Annotated in this window: 23 protein-coding genes; 13 read left to right on the top strand and 10 right to left on the bottom strand. The window is 63.5% G+C overall.

Annotation, left to right across the window (positions count from 1 at the left end; all coding sequences use genetic code 11):
• The first annotated feature begins 56 nt into the window (after positions 1-56).
• Positions 57-1,205, top strand: a complete 1,149-nt coding sequence (locus IOC61_RS07590; protein ID WP_195688253.1) for a hypothetical protein — start codon at positions 57-59, stop codon at positions 1,203-1,205.
• 130 nt (positions 1,206-1,335) lie between these two features.
• Here IOC61_RS07590 and IOC61_RS07585 read toward each other — a convergent pair whose 3' ends face one another.
• Complete coding sequence (locus IOC61_RS07585) at positions 1,336-1,707, bottom strand: hypothetical protein (protein ID WP_195688252.1); 372 nt, start codon at positions 1,705-1,707, stop codon at positions 1,336-1,338.
• 69 nt (positions 1,708-1,776) lie between these two features.
• The gene (locus tag IOC61_RS07580; RefSeq protein WP_195688251.1) at positions 1,777-2,997 is read right to left on the bottom strand and encodes a DegT/DnrJ/EryC1/StrS family aminotransferase; all 1,221 of its coding nucleotides are present in this window, start codon (positions 2,995-2,997) and stop codon (positions 1,777-1,779) included.
• A gap of 366 nt (positions 2,998-3,363) precedes the next feature.
• On the opposite strand from IOC61_RS07580, the gene IOC61_RS07575 reads away from it, so the two are divergent.
• From IOC61_RS07575 to IOC61_RS07545, 7 genes are all read left to right on the top strand, one after another.
• Entirely contained in the window at positions 3,364-3,954 is a 591-nt protein-coding gene (locus tag IOC61_RS07575) for a GNAT family N-acetyltransferase (protein WP_195688250.1), read from the top strand.
• Between the two features lie 204 nt (positions 3,955-4,158).
• The gene (locus tag IOC61_RS07570) at positions 4,159-5,445 is read left to right on the top strand and encodes an alanine racemase (protein WP_195688249.1); all 1,287 of its coding nucleotides are present in this window, start codon (positions 4,159-4,161) and stop codon (positions 5,443-5,445) included.
• Positions 5,417-6,505 (top strand): ATP-grasp domain-containing protein, encoded by a 1,089-nt coding sequence (locus IOC61_RS07565; RefSeq protein ID WP_195688248.1) that lies wholly within the window; start codon positions 5,417-5,419, stop codon positions 6,503-6,505. The genes IOC61_RS07570 and IOC61_RS07565 overlap by 29 nt, the downstream gene beginning before the upstream one ends.
• Positions 6,506-6,695: 190 nt before the next feature.
• Entirely contained in the window at positions 6,696-7,760 is a 1,065-nt protein-coding gene (locus IOC61_RS07560; RefSeq protein WP_195688247.1) for an O-antigen ligase family protein, read from the top strand.
• A 256-nt stretch (positions 7,761-8,016) separates the two neighbouring features.
• Positions 8,017-8,880, top strand: a complete 864-nt coding sequence (locus tag IOC61_RS07555) for a phytanoyl-CoA dioxygenase family protein (RefSeq protein WP_195688246.1) — start codon at positions 8,017-8,019, stop codon at positions 8,878-8,880.
• A gap of 64 nt (positions 8,881-8,944) precedes the next feature.
• A complete protein-coding gene (gene purN, locus IOC61_RS07550) occupies positions 8,945-9,586 on the top strand; it encodes a phosphoribosylglycinamide formyltransferase (RefSeq protein ID WP_195688245.1) in 642 nt (213 codons plus the stop codon).
• Complete coding sequence (locus tag IOC61_RS07545) at positions 9,583-10,197, top strand: sugar transferase (RefSeq protein ID WP_195688244.1); 615 nt, start codon at positions 9,583-9,585, stop codon at positions 10,195-10,197. Before purN ends, IOC61_RS07545 begins: the two co-directional genes overlap by 4 nt.
• A gap of 32 nt (positions 10,198-10,229) precedes the next feature.
• Here IOC61_RS07545 and IOC61_RS07540 read toward each other — a convergent pair whose 3' ends face one another.
• From IOC61_RS07540 to leuS, 6 genes are all read right to left on the bottom strand, one after another.
• Positions 10,230-10,661 carry a DUF488 domain-containing protein gene (locus tag IOC61_RS07540; RefSeq protein WP_195688243.1) on the bottom strand — a complete coding sequence of 144 codons (432 nt, stop codon included), beginning with the start codon at positions 10,659-10,661 and terminating at the stop codon, positions 10,230-10,232.
• 20 nt (positions 10,662-10,681) lie between these two features.
• A complete protein-coding gene (locus IOC61_RS07535) occupies positions 10,682-11,647 on the bottom strand; it encodes a PA2778 family cysteine peptidase (RefSeq protein WP_195688242.1) in 966 nt (321 codons plus the stop codon).
• An 11-nt stretch (positions 11,648-11,658) separates the two neighbouring features.
• Positions 11,659-12,051 (bottom strand): PA2779 family protein, encoded by a 393-nt coding sequence (locus tag IOC61_RS07530; protein WP_195688841.1) that lies wholly within the window; start codon positions 12,049-12,051, stop codon positions 11,659-11,661.
• A gap of 225 nt (positions 12,052-12,276) precedes the next feature.
• On the bottom strand, positions 12,277-13,335 hold the full coding sequence (gene holA / locus IOC61_RS07525) for a DNA polymerase III subunit delta (protein ID WP_195688241.1): 1,059 nt from the start codon (positions 13,333-13,335) through the stop codon (positions 12,277-12,279).
• On the bottom strand, positions 13,332-13,814 hold the full coding sequence (lptE, locus tag IOC61_RS07520; protein WP_195688240.1) for an LPS assembly lipoprotein LptE: 483 nt from the start codon (positions 13,812-13,814) through the stop codon (positions 13,332-13,334). The genes holA and lptE overlap by 4 nt, the downstream gene beginning before the upstream one ends.
• A gap of 3 nt (positions 13,815-13,817) precedes the next feature.
• On the bottom strand, positions 13,818-16,412 hold the full coding sequence (gene leuS, locus IOC61_RS07515) for a leucine--tRNA ligase (protein WP_195688239.1): 2,595 nt from the start codon (positions 16,410-16,412) through the stop codon (positions 13,818-13,820).
• A gap of 215 nt (positions 16,413-16,627) precedes the next feature.
• Here leuS and IOC61_RS07510 point away from each other — a divergent pair, with 215 nt between their 5' ends.
• Complete coding sequence (locus tag IOC61_RS07510; RefSeq protein WP_195688238.1) at positions 16,628-17,143, top strand: zinc ribbon-containing protein; 516 nt, start codon at positions 16,628-16,630, stop codon at positions 17,141-17,143.
• A 55-nt stretch (positions 17,144-17,198) separates the two neighbouring features.
• On the opposite strand, the gene IOC61_RS07505 is transcribed toward IOC61_RS07510, so the two are convergent.
• Together IOC61_RS07505 and IOC61_RS07500 are read right to left on the bottom strand one after the other, a co-directional pair.
• Entirely contained in the window at positions 17,199-18,539 is a 1,341-nt protein-coding gene (locus tag IOC61_RS07505) for a hypothetical protein (protein ID WP_195688237.1), read from the bottom strand.
• Between the two features lie 31 nt (positions 18,540-18,570).
• Complete coding sequence (locus tag IOC61_RS07500; protein ID WP_195688236.1) at positions 18,571-19,455, bottom strand: LysR family transcriptional regulator; 885 nt, start codon at positions 19,453-19,455, stop codon at positions 18,571-18,573.
• A gap of 321 nt (positions 19,456-19,776) precedes the next feature.
• Between IOC61_RS07500 and leuC the strand changes: the two genes are divergently transcribed.
• From leuC to asd, 4 genes are all read left to right on the top strand, one after another.
• Positions 19,777-21,240: a 3-isopropylmalate dehydratase large subunit gene (leuC, locus tag IOC61_RS07495; RefSeq protein WP_195688235.1), complete on the top strand. Its 1,464-nt coding sequence runs from the start codon at positions 19,777-19,779 to the stop codon at positions 21,238-21,240.
• A 3-nt stretch (positions 21,241-21,243) separates the two neighbouring features.
• Positions 21,244-21,897 carry a 3-isopropylmalate dehydratase small subunit gene (leuD, locus tag IOC61_RS07490; protein ID WP_195688234.1) on the top strand — a complete coding sequence of 218 codons (654 nt, stop codon included), beginning with the start codon at positions 21,244-21,246 and terminating at the stop codon, positions 21,895-21,897.
• A gap of 243 nt (positions 21,898-22,140) precedes the next feature.
• Positions 22,141-23,220 carry a 3-isopropylmalate dehydrogenase gene (leuB, locus tag IOC61_RS07485; protein WP_195688233.1) on the top strand — a complete coding sequence of 360 codons (1,080 nt, stop codon included), beginning with the start codon at positions 22,141-22,143 and terminating at the stop codon, positions 23,218-23,220.
• A gap of 317 nt (positions 23,221-23,537) precedes the next feature.
• Complete coding sequence (gene asd, locus IOC61_RS07480) at positions 23,538-24,650, top strand: aspartate-semialdehyde dehydrogenase (protein ID WP_195688232.1); 1,113 nt, start codon at positions 23,538-23,540, stop codon at positions 24,648-24,650.
• Positions 24,651-24,757 lie beyond the last annotated feature (107 nt).

Genomic DNA, 24,757 nt, shown 5'->3' with positions numbered 1-24,757 from the left:
CTCCTGGTGAATGCCAACAATAGCTAAACCAGGGCACAATACGAAGGGGATCAATCATGAAAATGAAGATGACTTTACTTGCCGCCTCTATCGCCATGATCAGCAGCCATGCGATGGCCAGCGGTGGTAACGTTGCCAACACCTATCAAACGGGCTGGGGCAATGATGCGCTGGTCGCTCAGGATCGTGGCAACGGTAATCAGACCTCCAATATCACTCAGCTTGGCGATTACAATGATGCCGAGGTGCTCCAGACTGGCTCCTATCAGGAAGCAAGCATCCATCAGGAAGGTTGGAGCAATGACTCCTTCAGCTATCAGACAGGTCGGGGCAACGATGCCGAGGTGACCCAGAAGGGTTCCTACAATAACTCTAGTATCGAGCAGCGCGACCGCAACAATGATGCGACCGTTGAGCAGCATGGTGTTGGTCATAAATCCAGTGTCGATCAGCGTGGCTACCGTCAGGAAGCCAATGTTTATCAGACCAACTACTACAACGAATCCGAGGTCAATCAGAGCGGCAGTGATAACACCGCCAACGTCAATCAGACTGGGTCGTTCAACGACTCCACCGTTAGCCAGAGCAATGGTGCCTGGGGAATCTGGGGTGGTGACAACACGGCCAACGTGAATCAAACGGGGCTGGTGGGTGATTCCAGTGTCGAGCAGTCTGGTAAGAAGAACTACGCCGAGCTGAATCAGGGCGGTCTTCTTAACAGCGCCGATGTCAGTCAGACTGGCGCGTGGAACGACTCCATGATTAACCAGAGTGGCGTGCTTAACGGTGCCGAGGTCAGCCAGGCCGGCATGTCGAACACCTCCTATATTGATCAGGGTGGTGCCGGCAATGGGGCCGATGTCAGCCAGACTGGCTGGGCGAATACTTCCGATATCGACCAGAGTGGTGTCGGTGATATGGCCAGCGTCTCCCAGGATGGGGAATGGAACTACTCCTATGTGCATCAGGATGGGCTGCTCAACGACGCCGATGTTAGCCAGTCAGGCCTGGGTAACGTCTCGCTGGTCAGCCAGACCGGAGCCTTCGGCGATGCGAATGTGAGCCAGGCAGGCGTGGGTAACTTCTCCTACATCTCGCAGGCCAATGGCGCCTTCAACACGGCGACCCATACCCAGACTGGGGGAGGCAACTGGGCTGTCACCACTCAGAGTGGTTGGGGCAACAACGCTCTCGTGGTTCAGTAAGAGCTCCTGCCTCAAGAGCAGCACTGGCTCAAAAGGAATCTGCTCCAAAGCAACCGGCCTCCCAGGAGGCCGGTTTCATATTAATGGATGTTGCTATTGCTTCGGCTCGTGTTGCTATTGCTTCGCCTCGTTAGTTGACCGATACCTGAATGCGACTCCCCACACCCGATACGCGTGAGACGCTGCGATTACCTCGCTTGATAACCTCGATGGTCAAACTACCCGGGCTCTGCTGGGTCAGCTCCAGCCTGGCCTGTTCACCAGGGTAGGTCAGCTGAGTGGGGGCGGTGCCCTCCAGCCGGTGGGTCTGCGTATCGTCCTGCGATGACACGGTCAGGTTGCCATGGTAGCGGGTGCCTTCGCTGCCGCCGATATGGATCTGGATCATCTCTGGGCTAGGCTCCGGGTTCGAGAGTGAAGAGGAGTCGGCGTGGGCCGCAAGTGCCGGGGGTAGGAGCAGGGCGAGCGCCGGCAAGGCGTTCAACCAGCGGGTACGTAGCATGGCAGGGCTCCCTTGTGTCAGGGCAGGTTTGTTGATCTGGGACCTGCGTTTGTTAATCTGGTCCAGCGTTTAGAGGCTGGGGGTGCCGTTGGGAAGGTCTCGACGTTGGCAAGCCTCCCGCATCACGCTTTCCAGCACATCACAGGTTCTGTCGAGTTCAGCCGCCCCGAGAGTCGGGTGACACAGAAACATCAGGCTTGTATCGCCTAGTTCCCGGGCTACCGGCCGCCGCGTTGCGGGGTGCCAGCCGGGGTGATCGCCCCTGGGCCCGAAGGCCTTCTCGCGATAGACCTCCGAGCAGGAGCCGCTGAAGCAGGGCACCCCCTGACTGACGATGGCATGCAGGATGCGGTCTCGGTCCCATCCTGCCTTGAGGTGCTCAGGCTCGACGAAGAGATAGCACTTGTAGGCGGCGTGGTCGATATATGCAGGAATGTGCGGCACCCTGAGGCCGGGAAGCTCCTGGGCGGTGTTCCATATGCGCCGGGCATGGGCCTGGCGTGTGGCCTTCCATTCCGGCATTCGGCCAAGTTGAATGCGACCGATGGCGGCCTGCATCTCGGTGAGACGCCAGTTGGTGCCGATGCTTTCATGCAGCCAGCGAAACCCGGCTGGATGCTGGCGTTCGTAGACGGCTGACCAGCTCTTGCCATGATCCTTGTAGGCCCACATGCGCTGCCATAGTTCGCTGTTCTGGGTGGTGACCATGCCACCTTCACCGCCGGTGGTCATGATCTTGTCCTGGCAGAAGGACCATGCGGCGATATCTCCCAGGCTGCCCACGCGATTGCCGTGATAACGGGCGCCATGGGCCTGGGCACAGTCTTCGATCAGGGCGAGGTGGTTGTCGTTTGCCAGTGCCCTGAGCTCATCCATCTCACAGGGCCAGCCCGCCAGATGCACGGCGATGATGGCCCGCGTTCTCGGCGTGATCAGGGGGGCGACCGTGGCGGCGGTAATGTTCTGGGAGTCGCGATCGATGTCGGCGAAGATGGGGCTGGCGCCGGCATTGACGATGCTCGAGGCCGAGGCCAGGAAGGTGCGGGAGGTGACGATCACCTCGTCGCCTGGGCCGATGTCGAGTGCCTTCAAGGCCAGGTCCAGCGCGTTGGTGCCGTTTGCGACGGCGATGGCATGCTGTACCCCCACGTAGCCGGCAAACTCCCTCTCGAATTGTCGACACTCCTGTCCGGTCCAATAGTTGACACGATTGGACATCAGCACGCGTGTCACCGCGTCGGCTTCCTCTTGGGTATAGGAGGGCCAGGGGGGAAAGGGGCCGTCCAGCATGCTGTCATCTCCTGTCGGCGATCGCGATCGGCTGTGCCGCATCCTGAGCGTGACACGCTTGCGATCCAATTTACAAAACTTACTATTGATACATAAGTTTACCGAATCCATCTCTCATTGAGTGTGATGATTTTTCTCATGCTCGGATTCTCCTCCGCCGAATCCAGTCAGTGATCTGACGTCGTTCGGCGCTTCGAGATCAGATGCCTCACCCTTTCAGGCGCTAACAGACCCCCCCTTACTCGTCCTGGCTGGACTGAGTGTGTCTGTTTCAAGTGACTAAATAATTCGTACGGCAGCGTTTCACGTAAAGTGTAACAATGAGTGACATTGATGGTCGAAATGTTACTTGGGCGGGAGCTGCCAATGAGCCTTCAGTTGATTCCGGCGAGTCGTACTCGTGGTGTTACCAAAAAGCGTGTTCGCGTCCGTGCCGGTTCATCATCGTGGAACACCAGAGTCCTGGCCCCCAGTGAACACAGCTTGTATGCCGATGAACTGCGGCGCTTGACCCATGAAGAGCAGGCGCGTCAGCAGGGGGAGCTGGTGCACGGTATCGATCTCGATGCCTATGTCACCAAGATTCTGGAGAAGGCCGATATCGCGGTGCTTATCGTCGATGGCCATTTGGCCGGCTTCTGCGCCTTCTATACCTATGATCCTGGCCAGCCGAGCGCTTTCATCACGCTCCTCTTGTTGGCATCCGAGGGGCGTCGCGGTGGCATGGCTCGGTCCCTGTTGGAGGCGACGGCAGCGTTGGCGGTGGCAAGGGGCTTCGACTGTTTAACCCTGCAAATTTCACACAGGGACTGGCCGGCGATTCGTTTCTACTTGCGTCAAGGCTTTCGTGAGTCGGGTCGATATGGTCGTGACCTGGAAATGTGTCTGGATCTTACAGGTGCTTTCTCTCTGGAGGCATGTCCAAGAAGATATTCGGCAAGCGGTGTGGGGCGGTGAAGAGGAAACTTGGTTCAAGGGTCGTCGGCTTCCGTATCAAGCCGGCGGTGAACCATGCACGCAGGCTGGGTAAGGAGTATGGATGCTCGCTATCGCCGCTGACGCGCCAGATGCTTGGTAATAACGCGCGGGTTCCGGTGAGTCTGAGTGGTATCGCCCGTCGGGCGAGCACTTTTACCGATACGGAGCGAGGATGATATGACGATGTGCGAGCATGCATTTCTGGACAAGATCGCACGAGAGGTCGGCGACAGCTTCTACCTCTTCGACGAAGCGGCCTTTCGGCGCAATTATCTCGGACTACGGGGTCGCCTACGGCAGCACTGGCCCGGCACCGATGTGGCCTATGCGCTCAAAGCGAACTATATGCCGGCCCTCGTGGCCTGCGTGGCGGATATGCAGGGTCAAGTGGAGGTGGTCTCTCGCTTTGAATATGACGTGGCGCGCCGCTTTCTGCTGGCCGAGCGAATCATCTACAACGGGCCGATCAAGCGTGAGGCGGATCTGCGGTTCGCCCTCGAGGCGGGTAGCCAGGTCAATCTGGACTCGTTCGCCGAGCTCGAGTCCCTTGCTCGGCTCGCCGGCGAGTTGCCACGGGTGAGAGTCGGGCTGCGCCTCAACTTCCCATCATCGCAGTTGATGAGCCGCTTCGGCTTCGATGTGGAAAACGGTGAACTCGACGAGGCCCTCACACATCTGGAGGCCCTGCCTGGGGTCGAGGTGGTGGCGCTGCACTGTCATGCGACATGTCGTGCGCTGGGGGTGGAGGATCCGGTGCGGCGTATCCGGCGGCTGTGCGAGGTGGCCAGTCGCCTGCTTCCGACCCACCCCATCGAGACGATCAATATCGGGGGAGGCTTGCTCGGTGAGATGCCGGCCAGTCTGCGTTCTCAGTTTTCCTTCCCGGTGCCCTCTCTGGAGGAGTATGCCGATGCCATCGGCGAGGCGTTCGTGCACCACCGGCCTTCGGCGGTAACACGATTGGTAGTCGAGCCGGGTGTCTCGTTGGTGGCCAATACCATGTGCCTGGCCGCCCGGGTGATGGAGGTGCGACAGCGTCGCGATGGCTGGCAGGCGCTGCTGGATACCAGCATCAACGCCGTGAATCCGACGCGTTCCAGCGTGGCACCGCTACTTGAGGCCGTGAGCGCGAGCCGCGACGAGGCGAGCCAGCCGCAGTCTTTAAAGCTGGTGGGACACACCTGCATGGAGCATGACGTGATCTGTAAAGACTTCACGGCGGCTCTGCAGCCGGGGGACTTCGTGCTGGTCAAGAATCGCGGTGCCTACTCCCTGAACTATACCCCTCCCTTCATCGTGCCGGCCTGTGGGGTCGTCGATCTTGAGGGGCGCGTCCTCAAGTGTGCCGATGGGGAAGCGACCATTCTCGCCAGCTATATGCAGCAGCTTGATGCACCCCAGGCGTCTCAGCCGGCCTCAAATAACAAGGAAAATGCTGATCATGAACATACTTTTCACCTGTGCCGGTAGACGTAACTATCTGATCGCCTATTTTCGTCATGCCTTGGGGGGTGTCGGTCAACTGGTAGCGGCCGACTGCTCCGACCAGGCTACGGCGCTGCGGGAGGCCGACGAGGCGGTTATCCTGCCGCGGGTCGATGCCCCGGACTATATCGACGAGCTGCTGGCACTGTGTGCGGAGAAGCAGATTGCTCTGCTGGTGCCCTTGAACGACCACGAGCTGCCGTTGCTGGCCCGTGAGCAGGCGCGCTTTTCCGCTATCGGTACCCGGGTGCTGGTCTCCTCTCTGGAGGTGGTCGAGCTCGCCGCCGACAAGCTGGCCACGGCACGCTTCGCCGAACAGGTAGGACTGCTTGCCCCGAAGACCTATCACAGCCTTGAGGCCGCGCTGGTGGCCCTCGACTGCAACGAGATTCAGTTCCCCCTGATTATCAAGCCACGCTGGGGTAGCGCCTCGCTGGGGGTCGAATGGGTCGAGGATCGTGAAACGCTGGTGCTGGCCTGGCGCTGGAGCCAGCACCGTTTTCCGGCCCTGGGGCTGCGTCAGGACGCCGTTGACGGCAGTGGCCTGATCATTCAGTCCGCGCTGCCGGGGCAGGAGTATGGCCTCGATGTGGTCAACGATCTGTCGGGGCGCTATCGCGCGACCTTCGTCAAGCGCAAGCTGTCGATGCGGGCCGGGGAGACCGAACGCGCCACCACCGAGTCACACCCGGTGCTCGAGGCCGTGGGGGAGCGCCTGGGACAGGCGCTGGGCCATATAGGCAATCTCGACTGCGATCTCTTTTACGATGGCCAGCGGGTCTATCTGCTGGAGCTCAATCCGCGCTTTGGCGGCGGCTATCCCTTCAGTGCCGAAGCGGGGGCTGATGTACCGGCGGCACTGATCGCCTGGGCCCAGGGGCGGGAGCCCACCTCCCGCTGGTGTGAACTGTGTGCCGGGGTGAGCGTGGCAAAGTGCGACCGTCTGGTGCAGATGGCGCGAATCAATAGACAAGCTGAGGTGGTCTCCATGTCGGGTCCTGCGGAGGCGATGGAGATACCGGGCGTGTCTAGTGTCGGCCACTAGTATCAGCCGTTATCAGTCAGCCACCAAGGGAGCAAGGATGATGCGGGCTTGGACCGGTTTGGCTGTTTGGTCAGCGGGAGCGCTGGCGCTAACTTTCCCTGGCAGCTATCTGGCCTTCATCATTCTATTGAGCATGGCGATTCCGGTGTTCGGATGGTCATTAACCCGGTTATGGGATTATGCCCTGCCCATGGTGCTGCCGGTTGTCTGCGCCCTGTTCGCGTTCCTGTGGCTGTTGGGTAGTAGCTGGCACGGCGAGACGCTGCAGGCGTTCCAGCTGGTGTGGCCGACCATGCTGATGGCCCCCATGCTGATGGTGCTATTACGATTTCCCCCCGCCTCGGCGTGGTTTTGGGCCGGTGCATTAACCGGTGGGGTGGCGAGTGGTGTGTTCAGCCTGTGGCAGCGCGCTGTCTGGCATGAGGTGCGCTCCGAAGGGTCCGGGAGCCTGAACGCGATTCTCTATGGCAACTTCAGCCTGCTACTGGCGATGTTCTGCCTGGCCGGACTGGGGTGGGCCTGGGGCTATCGGCGCTCCTCACTCTGGGTAGTGGCGTTGCTGGTGGGAGCCGGTGGGGGCCTGCTGGGGTCGATCCTCTCGGGTACCCGAGGCGGCTGGGTGACGCTGCCGGTTCTGTTGGGAGTGTTGTGGTGGGTCTATGGCCGGGGCTTCAGCAGCTTCCAGGTGCTGACCTTGGCGTCGGGGGGGATATTGGCGCTTGCGTTAGTGGTCATGCTGCCCCAGACCGGTGTGCAGCAGCGAATCACCGGTGGCCTCGAGCATGCGACACGCTACCTGCAGGGCGAGCGGAGCGTGGAAACTGGTGCGCGGCTCGAGATATGGCGCGGTGCGATCATGTTGATTGCCGAACGGCCCGTGTATGGCTGGGGCTCGCGGGAGTCGCGACTGGAACTGGAGCGCCTGGGAGCCGACGGGCAGCTTGATCCGAGGGTGGCGGGTTACGTTCATTCGCACAGTGACCTTCTGGATGCCTGGGTGCGCCGTGGGCTGCTGGGGGTTCTGGCACTGTTGATGCTCTATATCGTACCGGTGGTGCTGTTCTGGTCAGGACTCGGTGATAGCTGTCCCAGGCGCCGCGCCCTGGCCACCTGCGCCGTGCTGTTGGTGGTGGGCAGCTTCGGCTTCGGTCTGAGCTATAGCTTCATGTTCTATCCCGTGGGGGTAACCCTCTACACGGGCTGGCTGTGCGTGCTATGGGGGCTCTACTGTAGCTCATCCCGAGAACCCTCCTGACTCCATGAGCTTCCAGCCTTTGCCGGTGAGGCCAATTCTTGGGCCTGGTGGGGTGCGAGACGACAGCAAGCCCCGTCACGTTCTCTGTGAACAACACGAGCAGCCGCCATGTAGCCCCCAAAACTTAGTATTTTAAGCATTATTGAATGAGAAAAATGGTGCAGGAAAGGTGTCGGTGCGGAGTGTAATATTATGTATGTGAAGAGTAATAACGTGCATCGGGTTGGCGTGAAAGATTAGACGACCACTTCTTTGCATGAGTATGGGAACGCCTTGGCTGTTGGCGCGTGATATTAATTTGGGTACTTCTGTAGCTGGGGTATTGAAAATGTATACCGGAATGGCGATGACAGAGTATGAGCACCAGATGAATGAAGCAGGATGGGTCATCTTCGAGAAGGCAGTGGACGATGATTTGGTCGCTGAGATGAAGGCTGACGTATTCAAGTGGATTGATATCTGTGAAAGCTACCAGGTCAAGCGTGGGTTGAATGATGCCGGTGATGGTACGGCGCATCAGACGGTTGGGGGCAATGATAGTCTCGACAGGTTCTATCACATGCACCTCTTCCACGATTACATAGCACGCTACTTCGATGAAAAGCCCTACACCTTGTGCTGCAGTACACCTACGGCAGGCTATGCACGCAAGCGCAATTACCTGCACAGCGTGCATCGTGACATCGGCACTTACATTCCTGGTTATAAGGCGCGCCTTAACATGATCGTGATGCTCGATGACTTTACCGTCGAGAATGGTGCTACCCAGATCCTGCCTGGTTCTCATCTCACGGAAAAGAAACCCACCGATGAGGAGTTCGAGGCCAATCTTGTGCCGGTCACCGGTCCTGCCGGTTCCGTGGTGTTCTTCAACTCCTATCTTTGGCACCGCGGTGGACAGAACAAGACTGAAGATACTCGTGTCGCCCTAACCAGCGGCTTCACCCGACCCTTCATTAAGCCGCAGATGGATTACGCACGCATGCTGGGAGAGGAGTATGGACGGAACCTATCGGCGCTGACTCGGCAGTTACTGGGCTACAACAGCCGGGTTCCGGTGAATCTAGACGAGTGGTATCAGCCCGATGTTGAACGCTTCTATCAGAAGGGCCAGGGTTGATGTCGGGCGCCTTGGCTGAGGCTCAAGCGCTTTAGAAATCACGAAATCTCCGGGTTGGTGTGACATGACGAAGAGCAAGAACATGGTGGTGCTGGCGTCTTCAGGCGGCAGTGTGCTTGATCAGGCACTCAAGGTGGAGGCCTGCAGGCAGCACATTGCCCTCGTGGTGTGCGACCGCGAGTGCGGTGCCGTAGAGGTCGCCCGACAACATGGGGTTGCCGTTGAGGTCTTGCCATGTCGCACCGGCAGGGAGTTCTCGGATGCCCTCTATGATTATTTCCTTGACCAGCCCGAGGTGGATCTCTTTATCTCTTCATATTCCAGGCTGCTCTCTGGACTGTTTCTGCAGAAATACCGAGGGCACATCATCAATTTTCATCCCGCTATCCTGCCTGCCTGCCCCGGCCTGGATGGGTTCGGCGATACGCTGAAAGCCAACTGCAAGTTTATTGGGGCAACCGCCCATTTCGTGGATGAAGGTATGGATACTGGTAGTCCGATTCTCCAGGCGGCCAGGCCTCATGATCCTGAGCTTAGCGACGAGGAGAACCGCCAGAGGGTTTTCCAGCAGATGTGCCGAATGTTCGTTCAGGTCGTCGCCTGGTTTGCTGAGGGGCGCGTTGATCAGCTAGGTCGCGTTGCCGGGGCTCGTTACGAGCTGTCGGAGTTTTCTCCTAACCTCGACGAATGGGTGAAGCTGTCATGATAAAACGCACCTTCGATATTGCAATGGCCGCCATCTTGCTTCTGTTACTGAGCCCTATCATGCTCGTTGTAGCCTTGCTAATACGATTCGATATGGGCGGGGAGGTCTTTTTCCGTCAGTGGCGTCCAGGAAAGGACGAGATTCCCTTTCAGGTGATCAAGTTCAAAACCATGCGTGATGCAGGAGACGATCAGGGGCGCCCTCTGCCTGACGAAGAGCGTGTGACTCGTCTCGGACTTTGTATCCGTCGTGCAAGCCTCGATGAGCTTCCTCAGCTGTTCAATATCCTCAAAGGCGATATGTCTTTCGTGGGGCCACGCCCATTGCTGATGGAATATCTTCCTTACATCATAAACGACGAGCGGCGCCGCCACGAGGTTCGCCCCGGAGTGACCGGGCTGGCTCAGGTCAACGGACGACAGGATGTCAGCTGGGAGAAAAAGCTGAGACTGGATGTGGAATACGTTGAACAACAAACGCTTTGGCTAGATCTCAGAATTCTATGCGCCACCTTAGTGGTCGTTTTCAAGCGTGAGGGTATTCTCTACGCCGCTCCCCAGGGGAGGTTGGATGATTACCGTAAACGCCTGGGGCTTCGGCATGTGGCCTGACTACTCATTTCTCTCCTCCCCGCACGCACCTTCTATCCAAGATCTTCGAACAAATACCTGTAGCAGGGCGGCGAGCTGGGTTCCCTGTCTGCCGCATCCTCCTCCTGAAGGGCGAAGAGCAGCCACTCCTTCAGTATCGGCAGCGGCGAGGCATCGAGATCACGTTCGGCGGTCAGCAGGGTGAGGGCCCCACGATAACGGACCTGGCGCATCAGCGGCAGCAGCCGTTCGGGGTGGTCGCGTAGCTCGCCGCGATAACGGACGGCGAACACGGTCGGGCTGACCTCTCCCTGCTGATACTGGCGCCTGAGCGCCGGGCTCGGCGAGGCGTCACGGTACCAGTCGTCAAGCGCCAGTGCTTCCCGGGAACGCCCCCGGGGCCACAATCGATCCACCAGCACGCGGGCGCCGTCACCAGGTTCGGCGGGCCGGGCGATGCCCTTGATCTCAATGTGATAGCTCATTCGCTCTTCCTCGCTCCTCGTTACTCGCCAAAGCGCTCCAGGGCTTCGCGGCTGTGCGACTGCCAGCGCCCGGGGAGTGCCGCGGCGCGCGCCAGGGCCTCGAGGGCCGGCTCCCTGCGTCCGGCTGCCTCCAGGGCGAGCCCCAGGTTAAGCCATGCCGGGGCATGCGATTCGTCCACCGCCGCGGCAGCGGTGAAGGCGTCGATGGCCCCCTCGAGATCGCCACCGGCATGGCGGGCATTGCCCAGGCCGAAGTGGGCCGTGGCGTTCGCCGGATAGCGCTTGGCGAGTGCCTCCCAGGCGGGGAGCGCTGCCTGACTGCCGTGCACCGCCTCGAAATCACCGATCGCCTGGAGGGCTGCCTCGGTGCCGATGGTGGTTGGCAGCTCCCCGGGGGGAAGCGCCACGAAGGCCCAGCGATCGCTGCGTGCCCAGGTGGCATCGAAGCGCTTGAAGGACTCCTTGCGCCTGGCCTCCATGCCGCTGTGCAGGATCATCGTCTCTTCCTGCAAATCGTAGCCGATGGCCACGGCGTAGTGCCACAATGGCCAGGCGGGCAGGGAGAGATTCTGCATCACCACCACCGGATGACCGGCATCGAGTTCACGGAGCAGGGTCTCGAAGCGACCTTCAATGACGAAGGGGATTCGCCCCTGGCGGCGCACCGTGGCCAGCATCTCCGGCTGCACGCTACCCTCGCGGCCGGGGGTAAAGACCTGGGGAATCAGGGCGTCGACATCGGTCGCCACGCCGTCATGCTGGAGCACCATGGCCAGGGAGGCGGGGCCGCACTGGTAGTCGCGTTGGCCGTGGAAGGGGACCTCGTCGATCAGCACGTGCGGCGCCACCGCGCTGCGGGTGGCGCTATCGAGCCGGGGCGTGGTCGCGCAGCCGGAGAGCAGCAGAAGCAGCAGCACCAACGCAAGAACGCCCGCGTGGCGGGCGTTCCTGTCGCGGGTCGGCTGCCGTTGAGGGCAGTCGATCATGCTGGCACCTATCAACGCGTGAAGGGGTAGACGTTGGTCAGGCCGAGGATATCGGTGACCAGCAGGATCACGAAGACGGCGAACAGGGCACCGACCACGCTGGCGCCGGCAGGCATCTGATCGAGGCGCTCGGCCATCTGGGCGGCCTCTGCATCGGAGAGCGCGGCGACACGGGCCTCGACCTCGGCGGGGTCCACGCCTTGGGCGACCAGCTGATCGCGCACGTCATCGCGGGCCAGCACGGCATGGATCCGTTCGCGATCCGACTGGCTACGCTCGGCGGCGAGAGCCTCCTGGGTGGTGATCATGCCACCGGCGGGAGCGGGTGCGGCCACGACCGGCAGGCTGCCCAGCATCAGGGCGAGGATCAGCAGCGGGCTGAGGTAGCGGTAAAGCTTCTTCATCATGTCGGTGTTCCTTTTCTTCGTATGGGGCTCTGTGTGGATTTCCGGCTCCTGGATGGCCCACGCGTCGCGTCCTGGCGACTGGGTGGGGTCACGATGATACTCGCCCAGTATAGAATGAAATGGTGTGAAATTTCATACCCTTGCCCACAAGGTCCTGGACTATTAGCTTCCACTGGGGTCTGACCCCGTCCTTTGGGGCAGCCCCCATTCGGCCGAGCCAGGTCAGGCGATACGGTAGGAGGAGGGCAGCTCGGCGAGCAGGCCGCGGCCGCCGGCGAGGGTCAGTGCCAGGTCATGGAGGCCATCCTGGAGGGGCAGGGTAGCGGCACCCTTAATGGAGAGGTCCAGCCGCTGGGCAAACAGCAACAGCTTGTGCAGTCGCTTGACCGGCAGGCGGGAGAGGGCCTGCTGATAGGCGGTGCGGCGCTTCTCGAAGATGGCAGGTTTCTGCGCCTTGCAGGCGTGGTCGAAGCTCTGGCCCTGGTCGAGGTGCTGATGCAGGGAGAGCAGGGTACGCAGCTCCCTGGTCAGGGCCCACAGCACGATGGGGGCCTCCACCCCTTCGCCGGCAAGCCCGGCCATGATGCGGGCGACCCGCGAGCGTTCGCCCTTGAGGCAGGCATCCACCAGGGTGAAGACATCGAAGCGCGCGCTGTCCTCCACACCGCCGGCGACCTCGCGGGGCGTGACCCGGGCGCCGGCGGGCAGCAGCAGGGCGAGCTTCTGCAGCTCCTGGTCGGCGGCGAGCAGATTGCCCTCGGTGCGTTCGCCCAGCAGGCGAGCGGCGTCGAGATCGAGATTGAGGCCATGGCGAGAGGCGCGATCGCGCAGCCAGAAGCCCAGCCTCGAGACATCCACCGGCCACACCGGTACGAACAGGCCCGCCTTGTCGAGCGCCTGGAACCAGGCACTCTTCTGCTGGCGGAAGTCGAGCTTTCCCATGGCCAGCAGCAGCACGTTGTCGCTGGCCTTCATCTCCTCGGCATAAGCTCTCAGCGCCTTGGTGCCCTCCTGGCCGAGGTTGCTGCCGGAGAGGCGAAGCTCGATCAGCTTGGCACTGGCAAACAGCGATAGGCTGGCCGAGGCCTCGTGGAGGCGTCCCCAGGCAAAGCTGCCCTCGACATGCAGGATCTCGCGCTCCTCGATGCCGCGTGAACGCGCGGCGGCGCGCACGGCGTCGCAGGCTTCCATATGCTGCAGGGGCTCTTCGCCGGCGACGATCACCACCGGCGGCAGCTTCTTCGCCAGGGCGTCGGCCAGCTTGTCGGGGAAGACCTTCATGACAGGCCGCGCAGTCGCTCGATCAGCTGGAGGGCGGCCTCCTCGAGCAGTTCCTCGCGCACGGTGTCGCGACGCTCCTCGCGGCCCAGCAGGTCACCGTCATCCACGCTGTAGCGGCGGCTGATCTCGAGGCGCTGCTGGTCGAGCAGATAGGCCCCGTCGGCGCGCTGCACCGAGAAGGGGGCGACGAGCCGCATCTCCTCGTCCCGCGGCCCCGACTCCAGCACGCTGACGCGGCGCTGGCGAATATCGGGTCTGCCCAGGTTGAGAATCCGGTCGGCGCCGTCATGGACCAGGGTACCGGCGGCGACCAGGCGCTGCTCGACCCGCCTGGCCAGGTCGCTGTCGGACCCCGCCAGGGCGAGCTCGCTCATCGGTGCCGATGGACTGTTCAGGCCGCGCAACTGAAAGCCGCAGCCGGCGAGAGCCAGGCCGGCACCGCCGACCAGACCCAGGGTGAGGAAGGTGCGTCGCTGCATGGCTTAGCCCACCACGATATTGACCAGCTTGCCCGGCACGACGATCACCTTGCGGACCGTCTTGCCCTCGGTGTGGCGCTGGACGTTGTCGGAGGCGAAGGCCGCGGCCTCGGCCGTGGCCTTGTCGGCATCGGCGGGCACCTCGATGCGCGCCCGCAGCTTGCCGTTGACCTGCACGACCAGCTCGATGGTGTCGCGGGCCAGGGCGCTCTCGTCAAGCGCCGGCCAGCTGGCGTCGATCACCGGCTCGGCATGGCCCAGCGCCGACCACAGCGCATGGCAGGCGTGGGGGATGATGGGCGCGAGCAGCAGCACGCAGGCCTCCACGGCCTCGCGCGCCACGGCGAGGTCCTGAGGCGAAGACGAGTCGCTCTGCTTCTGGAACTGGCCGATGGCGTTGGTCAGCTCCATCACCGCGGCGATGGCGGTGTTGAAGGTGGTGCGTCGGCCGATATCGTCGCCCGCCTTCTTGATGGTTTCGTGGGTCTTGCGACGCAGCTCGCGCTGGGCGTCATCCAGATTGGCGACGTCCAGCGTGCCGGGCTGGCCCGCCTCGAGGTGCTCGCCGACCAGGCGCCAGAGGCGCTTGAGGAAGCGATGGGCCCCCTCGACGCCGGCATCGGACCACTCCAGGGACTGCTCCGGCGGGGCGGCGAACATCATGAACAGGCGCACGGTGTCGGCGCCGAAGCGGTCGATCATCGACTGAGGGTCGACGCCATTGTTCTTCGACTTGGACATCTTCTCGATGCCGCCCATCTCCACCGGCAGGCCGTCCTCGAGCAGCACTGCGCTGACCGGGCGACCCTTGTCGTCGCGCTTGACCTCGACATCGGCGGGGTTGAACCACAGCTTGCCGCCGTTATCGGCCTGGCGGTAGTAGGTCTCGGCGATCACCATGCCCTGGGTCAGCAGGCGCTGGAAGGGCTCGTCGACGTTGACCATGCCCAGGTCGCGCATCAGCTTGGTGAAGAAGCGGGCGTAGAGCAGGTGCAGGATGGCGTGCTCGATGCCGCCGATATAGAGGTCCACCGGCAGCCAGTAGTCGGCGCGCTCGTCGAGCATCGCCTCCTGGTTGTCGGCGCAGCAGAAGCGCGCGAAGTACCAGGAGGACTCCATGAAGGTGTCGAAGGTGTCGGTCTCGCGTACCCAGCCGTCGCCCAGGTCGGAGAACTCCGGCATGCGCTTGAGCGGCGAGCCGGTGGCGTCCACGGTGACCTCCATGGGCAGGGCCACCGGCAGCTCCTCATCGGAGAGCGGCTCGGTCTGACCCTCGGGACCATACTTGACCGGGATGGGCGCGCCCCAGTAACGCTGGCGCGCCACGCCCCAGTCGCGCAGGCGGTAGTGGGTCTTGACCTCGCCGCGGCCGAGCTCGGCAAGCTTGGCGGCGATGGCGTCGAAGGCCGCCTCGAAGTCGAGACCGTCGAATTCGCCGGAGTTGATCAGGATGCCGTGCTCGTCATGGGCGCCTTCGGAGAGATCCGGCACCTGGCCGTTCTCGTCGGCGATCACCGGCTCGATGGCGATCTCATACTTGGTGGCGAACTCCCAGTCGCGCTGGTCATGGGCGGGTACCGCCATCACCGCGCCGGTACCGAACTCCATCAGCACGAAGTTGGCCACATAGACCGGCACCTCACGGCCGCTAAGAGGGTGCACCGCCAGATGGCCGGTGGGCATGCCCTTCTTCTCGCGGGTGGCAAGCTCCGCCTCGCTGGTGCCGCCCTGGGCGCACTCCTCGCGGAACGCGGCCAGTTCGGGGTTGTTCTCGGCGGCCTGGCGGGCCAGCGGGTGGTCGGCAGCCACCGCCACATAGGTCACCCCCAGCAGGGTGTCGGGGCGGGTGGTATAGACCGACAGCGGCTCGACGACTTCGCCCTCGGCGGTCTTGATATCAAACGCAAGCTCGACGCCGCTGGACTTGCCGATCCAGTTGCGCTGCATGGTCTTGACCTGCTCGGGCCACTCGATGCGGTCGAGGTCGGCCAGCAGCTCGTCGGCGTAGTCGGTGATGCGCAGGAACCACAGCGGGATCTCCTTGCGCTCGACCAGGGCGCCAGAGCGCCAGCCGCGGCCGTCGATCACCTGCTCGTTGGCGAGCACGGTCTGGTCCACGGGGTCCCAGTTGACCGTGGACATCTTCTTGTAGACCAGTCCCTTCTCCACCAGCTTGGCGAAGAACCACTGCTCCCAGCGATAGTAGTCCAGATCGCAGGTGGCGAACTCGCGGCTCCAGTCATAGGCGAAGCCCAGGGCCTTGAGCTGCTGGCGCATATAGTCGATGTTGGCGTAGGTCCATTCGGCCGGGGGGACCTGGTTCTGGATCGCGGCGTTCTCGGCCGGCATGCCGAAGGCGTCCCAGCCCATGGGCTGCAGCACGTTCCTGCCCTGCATGCGCTGGTAGCGCGAGACCACGTCGCCGATGGTGTAGTTGCGCACGTGCCCCATATGCAGCTTGCCGCTGGGGTAGGGGAACATCGACAGGCAGTAGAACTTCTCGCGGGTGGCATCCTCCACCGCCTTGAAGCACTGGTTCTTTTCCCAGAACTGCTGGGCGTCGCGTTCGATCTCTTGGGGCTTGTACTGTGCGTCCATCGCTTTCAACGGGTACCTTGGCTATCGGTTCGGCGCGCCGGGGGCGCACGCTCGAATGGCTTGTCCGGCGTCATGTTGCCTGTGCATGCTGGTGACAAGGCGTTGAACTGACGGCGGGAAGTCGTCTAAATGGTAGGGAGAGGATACCCCAGCACGGCCTTGCCCGGCTACGTTGGGGCTCGGCGTTTCCCTATTCGCATATCGAGGAGAGCACCATGAGTGATTCACACAAGGAGCACGAGGAACGCCACCTGCGCCAAGGCTATGAGCGCATGCTGGACCGTCTGCGCGAGGGGGCCCGGGAGCTAAACTGGGAGAACCTGCAGAAGGAGCTGGATGACGCCGTGGAGTTCGAGTCCGAGCTCGAGGAGTTCACCAAGGACGAGCTGTCGCTGCTTCGCGCCTGGGTGGAGCGCGATCTCAAGGATATGCGGCGCTACCTGAATGCCGGCGGCGAGGGCGTGGCGGCCTGGCTCGGCATCGATCTCTCGGCGCTGTCGCGCCAGGTGAGCGAGTCGCTGCTCTCGATTGCCGATCGCAGCGTGGTGGAGCGCGAACGTTTCGAGGAGGAGCTCGAGGCGGCGCGTGCCGACTACTGCGAAGGGGAGATGGCGGTACCCGGCCGGCTGGCCTGCGTGCACTGTGATGCCGAGGTGGATCTGCCCGAGCTGACCCGCATCGACCCCTGCCACCAGTGTGGCCATCGCTTCTTCCGGAGGGTGTCTCAGTAGGAACAAGGGGTGAGGAGCGAGGTGCGAGGGATTGGCCCCTTGACCCTCGCCCCTGTTACAGCCAGGCGTCCAACACCACCACTCCCGCGACGACCAGCGTGGAGAGTGCGGCGGCATAGCCCAGGTTCTGGCGCATCATGCGCGTGCCGCTGATGCCGTAGCGGCCCTGCAGCGAGAGGTTGATGCCCGAGAGGGGGCCGACACTGGTGCCCACCGCCCAGGCGGCGAGGGCGATAAAGGCGAACAGCGTCTGGCGGTCGCCGCTCAGCTCGAGCATCGAGGCGAGTACCGAGACGCCGATGATGGGGTGTAGCCCGGCCACGGCGCTGGCGACGATGGCCAGGAAGCTGGCGATGGCCTGGGGGGCACCGAAGTGCGCGAAGAGCTGCCAGTCGCTGCCGGTGGCGGCGGTGATAAAGGTCGATAGCCCCTGGGTGAGTAGCCCCGCACACAGGAAGAGCGAGATCTCGCCGCGCATCGCCGGCAGCCGCTCCAGGGCATGGTTACGTACCCGCGCCAGGGTCCAGCGCGGGCCGCGGGGCAGGTTGCTGGCCAGTGCCACTCCGGGGAGCAGGAAGGTGATGATGCTGACGATGGAGAGCCAGGGTGTTAGGCCGAAGTGGAACAGCATCACCAGGGCCGCCATGGCCACGGGCATCAGCAGGCTGCGCGGCGACAGCGAGTAGCCGGCCACCCTGTCCAGGTCGAAGCGCCGGGAGAGATCGAGCAGCGACAGGGTGCCGGCGGCCAGCCCCAAGGGCACGCCAAACGCCAGGATGGTGGCATACTCCATCTGTGGTGCCAGGGTCATCACCACCCCCATGGAGGCGAAGAAGGGCGACCACAGAGCGGCGGCGGAGATGCCACGATTGAGGGCCAGCAGCTGGGGCATGCTCAGCTCGCCATGCCGGCGCAGGCGGTCGCCGACCATGAAGATCGTGGAGAGGTTGAGGATGGCGCCGAGCAGATGCACCCCGAGCCAGGTGCCGGCGGTGCCGCGTCGCCCGGTCACCGCGCTGCCGGGCGGCGGCGCATGCCCCTGGCGGGTGCCGATCAGGCCGATAAAGCTCACCCCGACCAGCATGGCCACCACGTAGGCGTTGCCATCCAGCATATGCGCCCAGGCGATATCGGCGTCGTAGCGCAGCGCGGCGGCGAGCAGCAGCGCCACCCCCAGCCCGGCCAGGACGCTGGCCTGACGCCGATTGCTGCGCTTCAGGTCTCGCCAGAGCAGTGCCACCGCCAGCCAGAAGGCGACGCTGACCGCCGGCAGCATCACGGGCAGTCCCGCCAGGCGCAGGATCTGCAATACCAGGCCGGTGAGGATCAGGCCGCCGGCGAGCCGATGACGAGGCGGTGTCGAGGATGGGGGCGAAGAGGAGGGGGGCTGAGACAAGGGCTGGGCTCCTGGCGGTTCGGCTAGCAGTCTAACGAATCCTGCGCTCCCGTGCCGTCTCCAGCGCCGCGAGCATTGCCTGCGCAGCATTGGATAGGGTGCGGTTGCGATGTACCAGATAGCCCAGCGGACGATGGATCGGCGGATGATCGACCACCAACTCGTGCAACTCACCGGCCACCAGCCGCTCCGGCAGCAGGCTCCAGCCCAGGCCGATGGCGGTCATCATCTTCAGTGTCTCTAGATAGTTGGTGGAAAGCGTGGGTGGCAGGCGCAGGCCGGCGGCTTCGAAGCGCGCCTCGATCAGGCCGCGGGTGAAGGTCAGCGGCCCGGGCAGCACGCAGTCGAAGTCGCACAGCTCCTCTAGGGCCAGGTGCCGGCGCCGGGCCAGCGGATGGTCATGGGCGCAGACGAAGCAGAGGCGGTCGACCCACAGCGGCACGGCCTCGAGCTGGGCGTCCGGGTGAGGCGCCAGGGTCACCACGGCGATCTCAAGCGAGCCATCCAGCACGCCCTGATAGGCCTCTTCGGAGTCGAGGAAGTGCAGGTCGAGGCGCACGTCGGGGTGGGCGCGGGTGTAGGACTTGAGCAGCGGTGGCAGGCGATGCAGGCCGATATGGTGGCTGGTGGCCAGGGTCAGGCTGCCGCCCACGGCGCCGGCCAGGTTGCCCAGGGCACGGCGACTGTCGTTGACCATCACCAGGATCTCTCGGGCGCGAGGCAGCAGCACGCGTCCCGCCTCGGTCAGGGTGACGCGGCGACCGATGCGGTCGAACAGCCGGGCGTCGACCTGGGTCTCGAGCACGGCGATGCGCTTGCTGACCGCCGGCTGGGTCAGATGCAGCTGCTCCGCCGCGCGAGAGAAACTGCCGCTATCGGCCACGGCGAGGAAGGCCTGCAGGCTCTGGGTATCCACGGCGCCTCCATTTCGGATTCCATGTAGGAATGCAATACATAAATAACATGAATTGATTTTATGGGCGAGGGGCGGGAGACTAGCCCTAAAGCGCCAAGACTGGAGCGCCGTGGGGTCAGGCCCCCTTGACCGGCTGGAGCGGCGCCGGGGATAAGCCGAAGCGGGGGTCCTATGCCATGGATGGCATCGGTAGCGTACAGGGAAGTATTCACAGCGCCCCCGCAGAGGCCTGTCGCCGGAGAAGCCGCTCCTGGAAAGTGTAACAAGGCGCTTCCAAGACCGACTGAAAAAGCACAGGGCTTCAGGCCCGGGAGAAACGATATGGCAGGCCAGACACTCTACGACAAGCTGTGGTCGCAGCATCTCGTCAAGGAGCGCGATGACGGCACCGCGCTGATCTACATCGACCGTCAGCTCCTCCACGAGGTGACCTCGCCCCAGGCCTTCGCGGGGCTGCGCCTGGCGGGTCGCAAGCCGTGGCGCATCGACGCCAACCTGGCCACGCCCGACCACAACGTGCCGACCACCCTCAAGGAGCGCGCCGAAGGCAATGCCGGGATCAAGGATCCGGTATCGCTGATCCAGGTGCAGACCCTCGATGACAACTGCAGCGAGTTCGGCATCGAGGAGTTCAAGATCAACGACCCGCGCCAGGGCATCGTCCATGTGGTGGGGCCGGAGCAGGGCGCGACGCTGCCGGGCATGACCGTGGTCTGCGGTGATTCCCATACCGCCACCCACGGCGCCTTCGCCGCGCTGGCGCATGGCATCGGCACCTCGGAGGTGGAGCATGTGCTCGCCACCCAGTGCCTGCTGGCCCAGAAGATGAAGAACATGCAGGTGCGCGTCGAGGGCACGCTGGGTGCCGGCGTCACCGCCAAGGATGTGGTGCTGGCGATCATCGGCAAGATCGGTACCGCCGGCGGCACCGGCTACGCCATCGAGTTCGCCGGCAGTGCCATCGAGAGCCTCTCCATGGAAGGGCGCATGACCGTGTGCAACATGGCCATCGAGGCGGGTGCCCGGGTCGGCCTGATCGCCGTCGACGACAAGACCATCGACTACCTGCGCGACCGCCACTACGCCCCCCGGGGCGAGCAGTGGGAGGCCGCGGTGGCCGACTGGCGCGGGCTCGTTTCCGACGCGAATGCCGAGTTCGACAAGGTGGTGACCCTGGATGCCGCCGAGATCGAGCCTCAGGTGAGCTGGGGCACCAGCCCCGAGATGGTCACCGGCGTCTCCGGCGAGGTGCCTGACCCGGCCGCCCAGAGCGACGACAGCGTGCGTAATGGCTATACGCGTGCACTGGAGTACATGGGGCTCGAGCCGCGCCAGAAGATCACCGATATCCGCCTCGACAAGGTGTTTATCGGCTCCTGCACCAACTCACGCATCGAGGATCTGCGTGAGGCGGCCAAGGTGGCCCGCGGCAAGAAGGTGGCCGACTCCATCACGCTGGCCATGGTGGTGCCGGGCTCCGGCCTGGTGAAGCGTCAGGCCGAGGCCGAGGGCCTCGACCAGATCTTTATCGAGGCGGGCTTCGAGTGGCGCGAGCCGGGCTGCTCCATGTGCCTGGCCATGAACGCCGACAAGCTGGGTGCGGGCGAGCACTGTGCTTCCACCTCCAACCGTAACTTCGAGGGGCGTCAGGGCTACGGGGGGCGCACCCACCTGGTGAGCCCGGCGATGGCCGCCGCCGCCGCCATCGCGGGTCACTTCGTGGATGTACGCGGCTTTGGCAACGATGGCGCCGCCAACGACGACGCCCAGGCGCAGGAGGCCTGAATCATGAACAAGTTTGAACGCACCACCGGCATCGTCGCGCCCCTCGATCGGGCCAACGTCGACACCGACCTGATCATTCCCAAGCAGTTTCTGAAGTCGATCAAGCGCACCGGTTTCGGCGTCAATCTGTTCGACGAGCTGCGCTACCTCGACGAGGGCTATCCCGGCCAGGACTGCTCCCAGCGCCCGGTGAATCCCGACTTCGTGCTCAACCAGCCTCGCTATCAGGGGGCCAGCGTGCTGCTGGCGCGCCGCAACTTCGGCTGTGGCAGCTCTCGCGAACACGCCCCCTGGGCGCTGGAGGACTTCGGCTTTCGGGTGGTGATCGCACCGAGCTTCGCCGATATCTTCTACAACAATGCCTTCAAGAACGGCTTGCTGCTGGTGACCCTGCCCGAGGAGACGGTGGAGCGCCTGTTCCAGGAGGTCGAGTCCAATGAAGGCTATGCCCTGGACGTGGATCTTGAGAACCAGCGCATCACCACGCCTTCGGGCGAGGCCATCGAGTTCGAGGTGGATGCGTTCCGCAAGCACTGCCTGCTCGAGGGGCTCGACGATATCGGCATCACCCTGAAGGATGAGGATGCCATTCGCGCCTTCGAGGCAAGGCATCGTGAAGCGCGTCCGTGGCTGTTCCGCGATAGCACGCAGGCCTGATACTTCTTGCTCCTGCCGGCGGGAAGCGGGGCTGATCCGCGACGGCGCCCATGCCCTGGTGGCTCAGGCCTAATGACATAGACTGGCCGCCTTGCGGGGGAGGGGCGCCGGGGACAAGCCGAAGAGGAGGTCCTACGCCATGGATGGCGTCGGTAGCGTACAGGGAGGTATTCACAGCGCCTCCTCGCAGGCTTGTCGCCGGAAAAGCCCCGTTCCGAAGGTGGTTCATACAAGGAAGCAAAGATGACGCAGAAGATTCTGGTACTGCCGGGCGATGGCATCGGCCCCGAGATCACCGCCCAGGCCAGCCGCATCCTGGCCGCCTGTCAGGCCCGCGGCCTCGATGTCGAGGTCGAGGAGGGGCTGCTGGGCGGCGCCGCCTATGATGCCCACGGCGAGCCGCTGCCCGCCGAGACCCTCGAGAAGGCCAGGGCCGCCCGCGGCATCCTGCTCGGTGCGGTTGGCGGGCCCAAATGGGACAAGATCGAGGATCTCGCCAAGCGCCCCGAGAAGGGGTTGCTCGGCGTGCGCAAGCAGCTGGGCCTGTTCGGCAACCTGCGCCCGGCGATCACCTATCCGCAGCTGGCCGAGGCCTCGAGCCTCAAGCGTGAGCTGGTCGCCGGCCTCGATATCATGATCGTGCGTGAGCTGACCGGTGGCATCTACTTCGGCCAGCCGCGGGGCATCGAGGAGCGCGACGGCCAGCGGGTCGGCTTCAACACCTACGTCTACAGCGAGAGCGAGATCGAGCGTATCGGCCGGGTCGCCTTCGAGATGGCGCAGAAGCGCAACAAGAAGCTCTGCTCCGTGGACAAGGCCAATGTGCTCGAGGTGACCATCCTGTGGCGTGAGGTGATGGAGCGGCTGGCGCCGGAGTACCCGGATGTCGAGCTCTCCCATATGTACGTCGACAATGCCGCCATGCAGCTGGTGCGTGCCCCCAAGCAGTTCGATGTGGTGGTCACCGGCAACATGTTCGGCGATATCCTCTCCGACGCCGCCGCCATGCTGACCGGCTCCATCGGCATGCTGCCATCGGCCTCGCTCAACGAGACCGGCCAGGGCATGTACGAGCCCTGCCACGGCAGCGCCCCGGACATCGCCGGCCAGAACGTGGCCAACCCCCTGGCGACTATCCTCTCGGTGGCCATGATGCTGCGCTACTCCCTGGACGCGCCGGCCCTGGCTGCTCGCATCGAGGAGGCCGTGGGCAAGGTGCTCGACGATGGCCTGAGAACCGCCGATATCGCCTCCGAGGGCACCCGTACCGTCTCCACCAGCGAGATGGGGGATGCGGTGCTGGCCGCCTTCGAGGCGCTCTGAGATGCCTCTGGCTGATGGCGTTGCGGGAGGCGCCGGGGATAGGTTGTAGAGGGGGCCGAGGACCAGGGGTGAGGAGCACTGCTCCGAACGGGCTGGCCATGGATGGCCAGCACCGGACCTGCAAACAAAGCGGGACGCGAGAGGTGCCGCAGGGCCGAGGTAGCGTACAAGGATGTATTTACAGCGCCCCCTCGACGGCCCGGCGTTCCGGAACCTGTCGCCGGAGCAGCCTCGAGCTTGAGATGACCGGGCCCGCCTGCGAGGTGGGCCCGCTTTCTGTATAATACTCAGCACATTCGATTTCTGGAGGACTTCACATGTTGAAAGTCGGTTTCGTTGGTTGGCGCGGCATGGTGGGCTCGGTACTCATGCAGCGCATGGTCGAGGATGGTGACTTCCAGGGCATCGAGCCGGTCTTCTTCACCACCTCCCAGGTCGGCCAGGCCGGTCCCGACGTAGGCGTGGACGTTCCGCCGCTCAAGGATGCCTTCGACCTCGACGCGCTCAAAGCGCTGGATGTGGTCGTCACCTGTCAGGGCGGCGATTACACCAAGAAGGTCTATGCCGATCTTCGTCAGGGTGGCTGGAAGGGCTACTGGATCGATGCCGCCAGCACCCTGCGCATGGAGGGCGAGGCCACCGTCGTGCTCGACCCGGTCAACCGTGGCGTCATCGACGCACAGCTGGCCAAGGGCGCCAAGACCTTCGTCGGCGGCAACTGCACCGTCAGCCTGATGCTGATGGGCCTCGGCGGGCTGTTCGAGGCCGACCTGATCGAGTGGATGACCTCCATGACCTATCAGGCGGCGTCCGGCTCCGGTGCCAAGCATATGCGTGAACTGCTCAACCAGATGGGCAGTCTGCGTGACAGCGTGTCCGGCGAGCTGGCCGACCCGGCCAGTGCCATCCTCGATATCGATCGCAAGGTCACCGCGGCCATGCGTTCCGGCGACTTCCCCACCGATAACTTCGGCGCGCCGCTGGCCGGCAGCCTGCTGCCGTGGATCGACAGCAAGCTCGACAACGGCCAGAGCCGCGAGGAGTGGAAGGGCTCCGTGGAGACCAACAAGATCCTCGGCCTCCAGGACAACCCCATTCCCATCGATGGGCTCTGCGTGCGTATCGGCGCGATGCGCTCCCACAGTCAGGCCTTCACCATCAAGCTGAAGAAGGATGTGCCCCTCGACGAGATCGAGGACCGTCTCGCCAGGCATAATGAGTGGGTCAAGGTGGTGCCCAACGAGAAGGAGGCGACCATTCGTGACCTGACGCCGGCCGCCGCCACCGGCACCCTGAGCGTGCCGGTGGGGCGCCTGCGCAAGCTGGCCATGGGCGGTGAGTATCTTTCCGCCTTCAGCGTCGGGGACCAGCTGCTGTGGGGGGCCGCCGAGCCGCTCAAGCGGATGCTGATGATCCTCAAGCAACAGTAACGCCTCGCGGTACCGCACTTGTGCGATGCGGGGAGTCTCGAGAGAGACTCCCCGCTTTTCTTGGTTCTTTGCCGGTGGCTTGTCAAGGCCCAAAGGTTGATGCGGCG

This window comes from Halomonas sp. KAO (genome assembly GCF_015595025.1).
Lineage (GTDB): Bacteria > Pseudomonadota > Gammaproteobacteria > Pseudomonadales > Halomonadaceae > Halomonas.
The sequence above is the reverse complement of the archived record's forward strand: the minus strand, read 5'-3'. Positions and strand labels throughout refer to the sequence as shown.

Excerpts from the sequence above, each read along its gene's own strand:
- IOC61_RS07590 (WP_195688253.1), top strand. The coding sequence starts at position 57 with ATGAAAATGAAGATGACTTTACTTGCCGCCTCTATCGCCATGATCAGC.
- IOC61_RS07585 (WP_195688252.1), bottom strand. The coding sequence starts at position 1,707 with ATGCTACGTACCCGCTGGTTGAACGCCTTGCCGGCGCTCGCCCTGCTC.
- IOC61_RS07580 (WP_195688251.1), bottom strand. The coding sequence starts at position 2,997 with ATGCTGGACGGCCCCTTTCCCCCCTGGCCCTCCTATACCCAAGAGGAA.
- IOC61_RS07575 (WP_195688250.1), top strand. The coding sequence starts at position 3,364 with ATGAGCCTTCAGTTGATTCCGGCGAGTCGTACTCGTGGTGTTACCAAA.
- IOC61_RS07570 (WP_195688249.1), top strand. The coding sequence starts at position 4,159 with ATGTGCGAGCATGCATTTCTGGACAAGATCGCACGAGAGGTCGGCGAC.
- IOC61_RS07565 (WP_195688248.1), top strand. The coding sequence starts at position 5,417 with ATGAACATACTTTTCACCTGTGCCGGTAGACGTAACTATCTGATCGCC.
- IOC61_RS07560 (WP_195688247.1), top strand. The coding sequence starts at position 6,696 with ATGGTGCTGCCGGTTGTCTGCGCCCTGTTCGCGTTCCTGTGGCTGTTG.
- IOC61_RS07555 (WP_195688246.1), top strand. The coding sequence starts at position 8,017 with ATGAGTATGGGAACGCCTTGGCTGTTGGCGCGTGATATTAATTTGGGT.
- purN (WP_195688245.1), top strand. The coding sequence starts at position 8,945 with ATGACGAAGAGCAAGAACATGGTGGTGCTGGCGTCTTCAGGCGGCAGT.
- IOC61_RS07545 (WP_195688244.1), top strand. The coding sequence starts at position 9,583 with ATGATAAAACGCACCTTCGATATTGCAATGGCCGCCATCTTGCTTCTG.
- IOC61_RS07540 (WP_195688243.1), bottom strand. The coding sequence starts at position 10,661 with ATGAGCTATCACATTGAGATCAAGGGCATCGCCCGGCCCGCCGAACCT.
- IOC61_RS07535 (WP_195688242.1), bottom strand. The coding sequence starts at position 11,647 with ATGATCGACTGCCCTCAACGGCAGCCGACCCGCGACAGGAACGCCCGC.
- IOC61_RS07530 (WP_195688841.1), bottom strand. The coding sequence starts at position 12,051 with ATGAAGAAGCTTTACCGCTACCTCAGCCCGCTGCTGATCCTCGCCCTG.
- holA (WP_195688241.1), bottom strand. The coding sequence starts at position 13,335 with ATGAAGGTCTTCCCCGACAAGCTGGCCGACGCCCTGGCGAAGAAGCTG.
- lptE (WP_195688240.1), bottom strand. The coding sequence starts at position 13,814 with ATGCAGCGACGCACCTTCCTCACCCTGGGTCTGGTCGGCGGTGCCGGC.
- leuS (WP_195688239.1), bottom strand. The coding sequence starts at position 16,412 with ATGGACGCACAGTACAAGCCCCAAGAGATCGAACGCGACGCCCAGCAG.
- IOC61_RS07510 (WP_195688238.1), top strand. The coding sequence starts at position 16,628 with ATGAGTGATTCACACAAGGAGCACGAGGAACGCCACCTGCGCCAAGGC.
- leuC (WP_195688235.1), top strand. The coding sequence starts at position 19,777 with ATGGCAGGCCAGACACTCTACGACAAGCTGTGGTCGCAGCATCTCGTC.
- leuD (WP_195688234.1), top strand. The coding sequence starts at position 21,244 with ATGAACAAGTTTGAACGCACCACCGGCATCGTCGCGCCCCTCGATCGG.
- leuB (WP_195688233.1), top strand. The coding sequence starts at position 22,141 with ATGACGCAGAAGATTCTGGTACTGCCGGGCGATGGCATCGGCCCCGAG.
- asd (WP_195688232.1), top strand. The coding sequence starts at position 23,538 with ATGTTGAAAGTCGGTTTCGTTGGTTGGCGCGGCATGGTGGGCTCGGTA.